Below are 10,465 nucleotides of genomic sequence, written 5' to 3'. Positions count from 1 at the left end.
CGCCGAACGCCTGGTCGACTCCGACGTCGAGGGAGCCGTCGAGGCCCTGAAGGCCAACTGGCAGAGCGGCAAGGACAGGATCCTCGCGCGCCTCACCGAGCGATGACGCATGCAATATCATATTTCACCGGCGGCGTGTTCGCTGCCCACCCGACACCGAGGCCCGGGGGTTGCGACCCAGATGCTGAACCTGCCCTCGCTCGGCCCGAGGAAGAGCGTGCGGGTCCAGATCGCCCACGCGCTGCGCGCGTCGATCGTCAGCGGTGAGATGCGGTCGGGCGTCGTGTACTCCGCCCCGGCCATCGCCGAGCGGTTCGGCGTGTCCCCGACCCCCGTCCGGGAGGCCATGATCGACCTGGCCCGGGAGGGGCTGGTCGAGGTCGTCCGCAACAAGGGCTTCCGGGTCACCGAGCTGTCCGACCACGAGCTGGACGAGATCACCGACGTGCGGTCCCTGATCGAGATCCCCGCCGCCGTGCGGCTCGCGGGCGCCGGCCGGGCCGCGGAGGTCCGCGCGCTGCGGCCGCTGGCCGAGGCGATCGTGACGGCGGCCGAGCAGCGGGACGTCGTCGCCTACATCGACGCCGACCACCGCTTCCACCTCGCCCTGCTCGGGCTGGCCGGCAACGCCCAGCTCGTCCGGCTGGTGAGCGAGCTGCGCTACAAGTCCCGCCTCTACGGGGTGCCGCGGCTGGCGGAGCGGGGCGAGCTCGAACCGTCCGCACGCGAGCACGAGGACCTGATCGAGGCGGTGGCGAACGGCGACGCGCCGGGCACCGAGGCGCTGATGCGCCACCACCTCCGGCACGTCCGGGGGATCTGGGCGGACCGGCCCGAAGGCCGGTGAGGCGGGGCCCCGCTCAGCACAGGTCCCATGACGGCGCGCGGGGGGCGGGGCCGCCGGCCGCGCCCTCCTCGCTCAGCCGGACCATCTGCTCGACGACCTCGACCACGTCCGACGGCGGGTGCCGGACGACGCCGCGTCCCGGCAGCTCGTACAGCAGGGACCCGTCCTTCACCCAGATCCACAGCCCGGCCCCGAAGTGCACCACCGTCGCCTCCGCGCCGAGCGAGACGCGGGCCCGCAGTCCGCGCACGCCCGCGAGCTCGCACAGCCGTTCGGGCACCGGGCCCGGCGCCGGCGGGGACAGGACGGCCGCGGACGCCTCCGGCAGCGGGACCGTGAAGTAGACGGCCTTGCCGGACACCGGGCCCGGGCCGAGCCTGCAGCGGGTGGGGTGGACGCCCCAGCATCCGCCGGCCTCCTCGGTCAGCGCGTTCACGAGCATCAGCCCGCGGCCGCCGCAGGCGTCGGTGGCGGGCTCCCCGGTGATCAGCGCCGTGGCGCCCGCGGGGACGGCGGCGCCGGTCCCCCGCCAGGGAGCGGCGTCGAACACCTTGAGGGTGAGCTGGGGAAAGGGGTGGCGGCTGAGATACGCCCACACCTCGGCCCGGTCCCGGTCACCGTGCACGACGGCGTTGGTGGCCAGCTCGGAGATGATCGTCTGCGCGTCGCCCACGACGGCCGGGGGCATGTCCAGTTCGGCGAGCACCGACCGGGCGACGGAGCGCGCGAACGCCGCCGCCGTCGGCCCGGGCGGTAAGGGCCATGCCGGGAACGCGCCGTCGGCCAGTTGCGCACCCTCTGTCTCCGCTGTATGCGACTTTTCCGGCATGAGCGATCGCTTTCCACGAGAATTATCGGCGGCGCGTCCGGCCCCCAAGGAGGAAAAGGGTGAGAAGGTCCTCGTCCTGGGGGCCGGCGAGACGGGATCTCCCTTCTTCCATCCGCGCGATCACGGCCAGGAGACCGAGGGTGAGGGCGCCGCTGGCGCCGTGATCGCTTACCTTTGTGGAGGAGTACGGAGATTATTGCGGTCGGTCCGAGTCGCGGGTCATCGGCTGATGCATAATTTCCAGCTATGGATCTCGACATCAGTCACCTTCGCATGGTGTGCGCGATGGCGGAGACCGGGAGCGTCACCCGGGCGGCGGCCCGGATGGGGATGTCCCAGCCCGCAATGTCGAACCAGCTCCGCCGGGTCGAGGAGATCGTCGGCGGGGCGCTGTTCACCCGCAGCCGGTCCGGCCTGGAGCCGACGCCGCTCGGCGGCCAGGTCATCAGCCGGGCGCGGACGATCCTGTCCGAGATGGACACGCTGTTCGGCGACCTGCGCGGACCGCGGAGCCCGCAGGAGACCCTCGGCCTCGGATGCGTCCACCTCGCCTGCGTCGGGAGCATCGTCGCGCGGGTGGGCGAGGCCCTTCCCGGCCGCGAGGTCTCGCTGCGCATCGAGCCCTCCTCCGCCCTGCTGGGCGACGCCCTCGCCCGCGGCCATCTCGACGCCGCGCTGATCGGGCTCATGGAGGGCTTCGACATCCCCCTGGCGGCGCCCGTGGTCAGCCGCACCCTGGTGCCGCGCTACCCGATCTTCGTCACCCTCTCCGCGAACCACCCGCTCGCCGGCAGGGACGAGATCGACCTGTTCGACCTGCGGGACGAGGCGTGGATCGCCCCGCCGGGCGCCGACGACGGCTCGCTGTCCTCCCTGCGGGCCTCGTGCCGCTCCGCCGGATTCGAGCCCATCGTGCGCTACGAGGCGCCGAGCGGGGCGGCGTGCCCGCTCGTCGCGGCGGGGCACGGCGTCCGGATGGTGGACCCGTCCTGGCCGCCGCATCCCGGCACGGTCGTGCGGCCCCTGGCCGGAGAGCCGCAGGTCGCCCGGCTCATCGTCGCCTGGCGGCGTGACCGCCTGGGCGAGGAGGAGGCCGCGGCCCTCTACCGGGGGCTGGCGGCCGCCTACCTGGAGCACACCGGCAGCCATCCGACCTTCGAGGCCTGGTGGCACGCCCATCCCCAGGTGCACCCGCTGCTGTGACCGGGCGCCCGTGATCAGGCGCCGTGATCTTGCCGACGGGTGCGGGACGCCGGGCCCCTGGGCCGCCCACGTGGCGGTATTCTGATCGTGGGTGAGGAGGGCCAATGGATCCGGTGGCCGATGCCATGGTCGGGCTGCCTGACCTCGGCGGCCAGAGCAGTCTGCGCGGCCAGGTGGCCGAGGCGCTGCGCAGGGCGCTGGCGACGGGCTCGCTGCGGTCGGGCGTCGTGTACTCCGCCCCGACCCTCGCGGACGAGTTCGGGATCTCCCCCACCCCGGTCCGCGAAGCCATGATCGACCTGGTGCGGGACGGCCTGTTCGAGGCCGTGCGCAACCGGGGGTTCCGGGTCGTGCGTCCCTCGGCCCGCGACCTCGCCGAACTCACCGAGATCAGGGAGCTGGTCGAGGTCCCCGCCGTCGTGCGGCTGGCCGGCGCCGTTCCCGAGGCGACCCGCCCGCGCCTGCGCGCCCTCGCCGAGGAGGCGCTCGCGGCGGCGCGGGAAGGCGACCCGATCGGCTTCCTCGACGCCGACCACCGCTTCCACTCCGAACTGCTCGAACTCACCGGCAACCGGACGCTGGTCAGGACGATCCTGGACCTGCGCGGCCGCTCGCAGATGCACGGCCTCGCCCGTCCGGCCGCGGCCGAGACGCTGGTGGCGTCGGCGGAGGAGCACCTCGGGCTGCTGGACGCGCTCGTCGCCGGGGACGCCGAGAAGGCGCGGGAGCTCATGACGCGCCACCTCGACCACGTACGGGGCGACCACCGCTGAGGGCGACCTCCGCCCGCGTATCTCCTGGCCGGATCCGGCCATAACTCCCCGGAGCTGGGCTTTCGCCGAAGCGGCTGCTCTTGGCAAGTGCCGTTTCACATTTTACAGTGCAATTTCACATTGCATTGCGGACACCGCGGCCGGATGCCGCGGCACCCCCGTCCGCGAAGGAGGCTCCCCCCATGGTCCGCCCGAAACGCAGAAGGGTCGCCGCGGCAGTCGCCGTGGCCACCGCCCTGACCGCGGCCTCACTGGCGGCGCCGGCCCGCGCCGACGCTCCCGGTGACCGTGGCGCGGCCCCCGCCCCCTCCCCGAACCCCAGGTCCCGGACCCAGATCCAGCAGGAGGCCAAGGAGACACTCGTCAAGCAGATCGCCAAGGACCACGGCGTCTCGGCGGCCGAGGCGGGCCGCCGAGCCGACCGGCAACCCGCGCAGTTCTCCCTGGCCGGCCGGCTCGGCAAGGACCTCGGCGCCGCTTACGGCGGCGCCTGGATCGACCAGGCGCACGGCGGCGAGCTCACCGTCGGCGTCACGGGCGCCGGCGCGTCGGCCACGGTGCGGTCGAAGGCGCAGAGCGCCGGGCTGGGCGCCACCAAGACGAAGAAGGTCCGGTACGGCTTCGGCCATCTCCAGCAGGTGTCCGCGTCGCTGGCCGAGCGCGTCGCCGACGCCAACAAGGGGGCCGAGAGCGGCCTGCAGACCGGCATCGTCACGTCCGGCAACGCGGTGAGGCTGAGCAGCCTCAAGGGCGCCGCGCTCACCCCGGCCCAGCGCGACGTCATCGGCTGGGCGCGGCGCACGTTCGGCGGCGCCGTCCAGGTGTCGACCTACGCCCACAAGTCGGTGCCCCGCTACTGCTACGACGACTACAGCTGCGACCCGCCGCTGCGGTCCGGCCTGGCCATCTTCACCGGCGGGGCGCGCTGCACCAGCGCGTTCATGACGTACTCGGGCAGCCGGTACTACATGCTCACCGCCGGCCACTGCGCCGAACTCGGCTACTACTGGGACGTGTCGACCTACAGCTACGGCTACCAGAACGTCGGCGGCGCCGTGGACTACACCTTCGGCTGGTACGGCGACTACGCCGCGGTATCGGTCGACGATCCGGGCTGGTGGCGGCCCAGGGGCTGGGTCCTCCCCCAGACCTCCGTCTACGGAAGCGAAAGCGACTACGTCGGCGGATACGTCTGCAAGCAGGGCTCGACCACCGGCTACACCTGCGGGTCGATCACCGAGGTCGACGCCACCGTCTCCTACCCCAACCGGACGCTGTCCGGCATGACCTGGAGCACCGCGTGTGACGGTCCGGGTGACAGCGGCAGCGGCGTCTTCTACGGCAACTACGCCCACGGCATCCTGAGCGGCGGCCCGAACTCGGGGTGCGGAATGATCCACGAGCCCATCGGCCGGGCCCTGTCCGGCCTGGGGGTGACCCTGCTCAGGGGCTGACCACTCCCCCGTCCTGCGCGCAGGGGCGGCGCCGTGCCCGGTGACCCGGGGACGGCGCCGCCCCTTCACGGCGTCAGTCGTGCAGGGACTGCATCCAGGTCTCGATCTCCTCGGGGTGGCGGGGAAGGGCGAAGGACAGCAGGCGGGAGCCGGTCTCGGTGACGAGGACGTCGTCCTCGATGCGCACGCCGATGCCGCGCAGTTCCGGGGGCAGCGTCAGGTCGTCCGGCTGCAGGTAGAGGCCCGGCTCCACGGTCAGGACGTGTCCGGGGCGCAGTTCCCCGTCCAGGTACTGGGACGCCCGCGCCGCCGAGCAGTCGTGGACGTCCAGGCCGAGCATGTGCCCGCTGCTGCAGAGGGTGTAGCGGCGGTAGATGCCCGACTCGGGGTCGAGGGCGTCCTCCGCGCTGCGCAGCACGCCCCAGTCCTGCAGTCCTTCGGCGATGACGCGCATCGCGGCCATGTGGAAGTCGCGGAAGCGGGCGCCCGGCCGGACGGCCGCCAGTCCCGCCTCCTGCGCGTGGTAGACGAGGTCGTAGACCTGCCGCTGCCGCGGGGTGAACCATCCGCTCACCGGGAGGGTGCGGGTGATGTCGGCGGTGTAGAGGGTGTCGGTCTCGACCCCGGCGTCGAGCAGGAGCATCTCGCCGAGGCGCAGCGTGCCGTCGTTGCGCGTCCAGTGCAGGACGCAGGCGTGCGCCCCCGCCGCGGCGATGGTGTCGTATCCGACGCCGTTGCCCCTGATGCGCGCGACGCGCTCGAAGGTGCCCTCCGCCCACCGCTCACCGCGCGGCATCCCGGTGACGCGCGCCAGCCCGGCGGCGACCGCGGTGAAGCCGTCCACCGTGTGGTCGACGGCGGCCTGGAGCTGGGCGATCTCCCAGTCGTCCTTGACCAGGCGGAGCTCGGCGGCGCAGGCGGCCAGTTCGGCGTCTGCCTCGGGGGCGCGCGCCGGGACGGCGCGGTCGACCTCGGGGTCCACGCCCCGGATCACCCGGGTCGGGACCTGGCCGCGGAGCGCACCGGCCAGGTCGCCCAGCGGTGCGCAGGCGAGCCCGAGCCTCTCCTCGGTCTCGGCCGGCGTGGCGCGGGGGCCGACCCAGAACTCCCCGTGCCGGCGGTCGCGGAAGAAGCCCGCGTCGTCGCGCGAGGACCGGGGCCGGTGGTAGAGGACGGCGTCGTGGCCCGTGCCGGTCGGTTCCAGCACCAGGACGGCGCCGGTTCCGGTGTCCGCGCCGGTGTCCCCGGTGAGATGGGTGTAGGCGGTGTGCGCTCTGTAGCGGTAGTCGCAGTCGTTGCTGCGCACCTTCGGCGGACCGGCGGGCAGGACGAGGCGTTCGCCGGGAAAGAGGGCCGACAGGGCCGCGCGGCGTTTCTCCGCGTACGGCGCCACGGACCGGCGCACCGGAAGCGGTTTCCCGCTCGGGGCCCAGTCCCGGGTCATGAAGGAGGCGAGGGTCTCGGAGACGGGCAGGTCGTGGCTGCCCGTCGCGAAGCGGCCGGCTGCAGGGTCGTCCATGTGAAAGTCCTGGATGTGGAGATTCGATAACGGGGCTTGTAGTGCAATTGCACTGTACTATTTTATATGGCACTCCGCCCGACGATGCACGGAGACGCCATGAAACGTCCGGTCAGGACCTGCCTCGCCCTCGCCCTCGCCCTCTCGCTCGGCGCCGCCGCCGGCGGGGCCTCCGCCTGCGGCTCGGGCGACGGCGCCACCGCCGCCAGGACCGGGGGCACCCTCACCGTCCTGTACACGCAGGACTTCGCCCATCTCGACCCGCAGCGCAACTACGTGATGTTCGCGATGGACTTCGGCACGCGGCTGCTCTACCGGACGCTGACCACCTACGCCGCCAAGGAGGGCCAGGAGGGCACCAGGGTCGTCCCGGACCTCGCCACCGACACCGGCACCACGCCCGACAAGGGCAGGACATGGACGTTCCATCTCAAGCCGGGGCTGAAGTTCGAGGACGGGACGCCCGTCACCAGCGCCGACGTCAAGTACGGGGTCGAGCGCTCCTTCGCGCCCGACCTGCCGGAAGGCCCGGGATACGCCAGGACGATGCTGGAGGGCGGCGACGGGTACAACGGGCCCTACAAGGACAGGGGCGGTCTCGCCTCCATCGCGACACCGGACGCAGGGACGGTCGTGTTCCGGCTCAAGGAACCGTCGATGGACTGGCCGAAGGTCACCACGCTGCCGACGTTCGCCCCCGTGCCGAAGGCGAAGGACACCGGCGTCAACTTCGACAGGCGCCCCTTCTCCTCCGGCCCTTACAAGGTCGAGTCGTACGACCGCGGCCGGCGGCTGATCCTCGTCAGGAACACCCACTGGGACAAGGCCACCGACGGCATCCGCCAGGCCAACCCCGACAAGATCGTGGTGGAGGAGGGCCTCGCGCAGGCCACCATCGACCAGCGGCTCATCGCCGACCAGGGCCGGGACCGGCGCGCCGTCACGCTGTACTCCGTGGCGCCGGCGAGCATGCCGCGCATCCTCACCCGCCCGGACGTCAGGAAGCGGTTCGTCAGCGCGACGAGCCTGTGCACCCGGTTCCTGGCGATGAACACCTCCAAACCGCCCTTCGACGACCCGAAGGTGCGGCGGGCGATGCAGTACGCGATCGACAAGGAGGCCTACCGCACCGCGCACGGCGGCAGCGGCGTCGGCGAGCTGGCCGGTTCCTACCTCCCGCCCGCCATGACCGGCGGGCAGGCGCAGAACGTCTACCAGGCGCCGCCGAACGGGGACCCGGCCAAGGCGAGGCAGATGCTCGCCGCGGCCGGCAAGGGGGCCGGTTTCTCGATCAACCTGACGACGACCAGCAGCGAGCTGGGCAAGTCCGAGGCCGAGGCGGTGCAGCAGGCGCTCGCCCGCGTCGGGGTGAAGGTCCGGATCAACGCCGTCGCCAAGAGCGTCTACTACGACACCATCGGCGACACCGCGAAGGAGGACGAGCTCGTCTTCTACGGGTGGTGCGCCGACTACCCGTCCGCGGCCTCGTTCATCCCGCCCGTCTTCGACGGGCGCAACATCGCGCCCAAGGGCAACACGGTCGTCTCGCAGATGAACGACGAGGCGGTCAACGAGAAGATCGGCGCGGCCGTGAAGGGCGGCGACCCGGCCGCGTGGACGGCGCTCGACCGCGAGCTGATGGGGCTGTCGCCGATGGTCCCCCTGATCCACGACAAGCTGCCGCTGTTGCACGGCTCCAAGGTCACCGGCACGTTCGGCCACGCCATCTGGGAAGGCGAGTTCGACTTCGCCACCATCGGGGTGATGTAGTGGCCGCCCCGCCCCTCACCGAGGCGGCGGGCGGCGTGCCGGCGCCCGCCGGCCGGTCGCCCTGGCGACTGGCCGGCGGGCGGCTGCGCCGCGACCCGGCCGCCCTCGCCGGCCTGACGATCATCGCGCTGTTCGTGCTGCTGGCGCTCGCGGCCCCGCTGCTCACCGCCCTCAACGGGCACGGGCCGGACGAGTTCCACCCCGAGAAGATCGACAAGGCGCTGGCCGGCGCGCCCAAGGGGGCGTTCGGCGGCATCGACGGCGACTTCTGGCTGGGCGTCGAGCCCGGCACCGGCAGGGACGTGTTCAGCCGCATGGTCTACGGCGCCCGGATCTCGCTGCTGATCTCCGTGGCGGCGACCTGCGTCGCCACCGCCGCCGGCACCGCCCTCGGCCTCACCGCGGGTTTCGCCGGCGGCAGGGTCGACGCGGCGATCAGCCGCGTCATGGACCTGGTGCTGTCGTTCCCGCAGCTCATCTTCATGATCGCGCTGGTGTCGGTGCTGCCCGAGGGGAACCGGACGCTGGAGCTGGTGTTCGTCATGGGCTTCTTCGGCTGGCCCTACATCGGGCGGATCGTGCGCGGGCAGACGCTCTCGCTGCGCCACCGGGAGTTCGTGGAGGCCGCGCGCGCCACCGGCATGCCGCGCCACCGGATCGTCTTCCGCGAGGTCATGCCGAACCTGCTGGCACCGGTCCTGGTCTACGCGACGCTCACCATCCCGATCAACATCGGCACCGAGGCCGCCCTGTCGTTCCTCGGCATCGGCGTCCGGCCGCCGGACGCCTCGTGGGGGCAGATGATGGCCAAGGCGATCGACTGGTACCAGGTGGACCCGACGTTCTTCGTGGTCCCCGGCGTCTGCCTGCTGCTGACCGTGCTGGCGTTCACGCTGCTCGGCGACGCCTTCCGGGACGCCCTGGACCCGAAGGGGGCGGGCCGGTGACCCGGTACGTCGCGATGCGCCTGGCCGGGGTCGCCGGGGTGCTGCTGGTCATCTGCGCGGTGACCTTCACGATCTTCTACGTGTTCCCCGCCGACCCCGCGCTGCAGGCGTGCGGCAAGTCGTGCACGCCGGAGCGGCTCGCCATGCTCCACCACCAGATGGGACTCGACCGGCCGCTGTGGCGGCAGTTCACCGACTACCTCGGCGGCATCTTCGCGGGCCGGAGCTACGGCTCGGGGCCGCAGGCCGTCCGGTGCCACGTCCCGTGCCTCGGGTTCTCCTACCAGAACAACATGCCGGTCTGGGACCTGATGATGCAGCGGCTGCCGACCACGGTCTCGATCGGGATCGGGGCGGCGGTCCTGTGGCTCGTCGGCGGCGTGACCGTCGGCGTCGTCTCCGCGCTGCGCAAGGACTCGCTGCTCGACCGGACGATGATGGTGGGCACGCTCACCTCCGCGTCCCTGCCGATCTACTTCACGGCGATGGCGCTGACCGTCCTGGTCGTCCAGATCGGGGGGCTGCTCCCCTACTCCAGCTACGTGCCGTTCGCGGAGGACCCCGCCACCTGGGCGAAGAACCTCGTCCTGCCGTGGGTCGCGCTCGCGCTGCTCTACGCGGCCATGTACGCGCGGCTGTCCCGGGCGTCGATGGTGGAGACGATGGCCGAGCCCTACATCCGGACGGCCCGCGCCAAGGGCCTGCCCGAGCGGACGGTGGTCACCAAGCACGGGCTGCGCGCCGGGCTCACCCCCGTCCTCACCGTCTTCGGCATGGACCTCGGCGCGCTGCTCGGCGGTGCCCTGATCACCGAGAGCGTGTTCGGGCTGCCCGGCATCGGGCGGCTCACCATCGACTCGATCGACAAGTCCGACCAGCCGGTCGTGATGGGCGTCGCGCTGCTGGCCGCGTTCTTCATCACGTTCGCCAACCTCGTCGTGGATCTGCTCTACGCCGCGATCGACCCCCAGGTGAGATACGCATGAGCGAAGCGAACCGGGGGGCGTGGGGGGTCGCCCCCTCACAAGCAGCACGCATGAGCGGAGCGAACCGGGGGGTGTGGGGGGTCGCCCCCTCACAAGCAGCACGCATGAGCGGAGCGAACCGGGGGGTGTGGGGGTTC

9 protein-coding genes are annotated in these 10,465 nt (G+C 72.3%); 7 read left to right on the top strand and 2 right to left on the bottom strand.

What is annotated here, in order from left to right; genetic code table 11:
• Positions 1–181: 181 nt before the first annotated feature.
• A complete protein-coding gene (locus AB0H37_RS44625; RefSeq protein ID WP_179836710.1) occupies positions 182–847 on the top strand; it encodes a GntR family transcriptional regulator in 666 nt (221 codons plus the stop codon).
• A gap of 13 nt (positions 848–860) precedes the next feature.
• On the opposite strand, the gene AB0H37_RS44620 is transcribed toward AB0H37_RS44625, so the two are convergent.
• Entirely contained in the window at positions 861–1,676 is an 816-nt protein-coding gene (locus AB0H37_RS44620) for an ATP-binding protein (RefSeq protein WP_360618791.1), read from the bottom strand.
• Positions 1,677–1,922: 246 nt separating this feature from the next.
• Here AB0H37_RS44620 and AB0H37_RS44615 point away from each other — a divergent pair, with 246 nt between their 5' ends.
• The 3 genes from AB0H37_RS44615 to AB0H37_RS44605 all read left to right on the top strand — a co-directional run bounded on the left by AB0H37_RS44615 (position 1,923) and on the right by AB0H37_RS44605 (position 5,106).
• Complete coding sequence (locus tag AB0H37_RS44615) at positions 1,923–2,879, top strand: LysR family transcriptional regulator (RefSeq protein ID WP_329087269.1); 957 nt, start codon at positions 1,923–1,925, stop codon at positions 2,877–2,879.
• 104 nt (positions 2,880–2,983) lie between these two features.
• Complete coding sequence (locus tag AB0H37_RS44610; RefSeq protein WP_179836713.1) at positions 2,984–3,652, top strand: GntR family transcriptional regulator; 669 nt, start codon at positions 2,984–2,986, stop codon at positions 3,650–3,652.
• A 182-nt stretch (positions 3,653–3,834) separates the two neighbouring features.
• A complete protein-coding gene (locus AB0H37_RS44605; protein ID WP_360618790.1) occupies positions 3,835–5,106 on the top strand; it encodes a S1 family peptidase in 1,272 nt (423 codons plus the stop codon).
• A 73-nt stretch (positions 5,107–5,179) separates the two neighbouring features.
• On the opposite strand, the gene AB0H37_RS44600 is transcribed toward AB0H37_RS44605, so the two are convergent.
• A complete protein-coding gene (locus AB0H37_RS44600) occupies positions 5,180–6,625 on the bottom strand; it encodes an aminopeptidase P family protein (protein WP_179836715.1) in 1,446 nt (481 codons plus the stop codon).
• A 99-nt stretch (positions 6,626–6,724) separates the two neighbouring features.
• Between AB0H37_RS44600 and AB0H37_RS44595 the strand changes: the two genes are divergently transcribed.
• The 3 genes from AB0H37_RS44595 to AB0H37_RS44585 are packed head-to-tail and all read left to right on the top strand — an operon-like array spanning position 6,725 to position 10,328.
• Positions 6,725–8,395, top strand: coding sequence for an ABC transporter substrate-binding protein (locus AB0H37_RS44595; RefSeq protein ID WP_360618789.1), 1,671 nt, complete (start codon positions 6,725–6,727; stop codon positions 8,393–8,395).
• Positions 8,395–9,342, top strand: coding sequence for an ABC transporter permease (locus AB0H37_RS44590; RefSeq protein ID WP_329087260.1), 948 nt, complete (start codon positions 8,395–8,397; stop codon positions 9,340–9,342). Before AB0H37_RS44595 ends, AB0H37_RS44590 begins: the two co-directional genes overlap by 1 nt.
• A complete protein-coding gene (locus tag AB0H37_RS44585) occupies positions 9,339–10,328 on the top strand; it encodes an ABC transporter permease (protein ID WP_179836718.1) in 990 nt (329 codons plus the stop codon). Before AB0H37_RS44590 ends, AB0H37_RS44585 begins: the two co-directional genes overlap by 4 nt.
• Positions 10,329–10,465: the final 137 nt, after the last annotated feature.

It is taken from the genome of Actinomadura sp. NPDC023710 (assembly GCF_040639875.1).
GTDB lineage: Bacteria > Actinomycetota > Actinomycetes > Streptosporangiales > Streptosporangiaceae > Spirillospora > Spirillospora citrea.
Note: the sequence above shows the minus strand (reverse complement) of the source record. Positions and strands in the feature narration are given on the sequence as shown.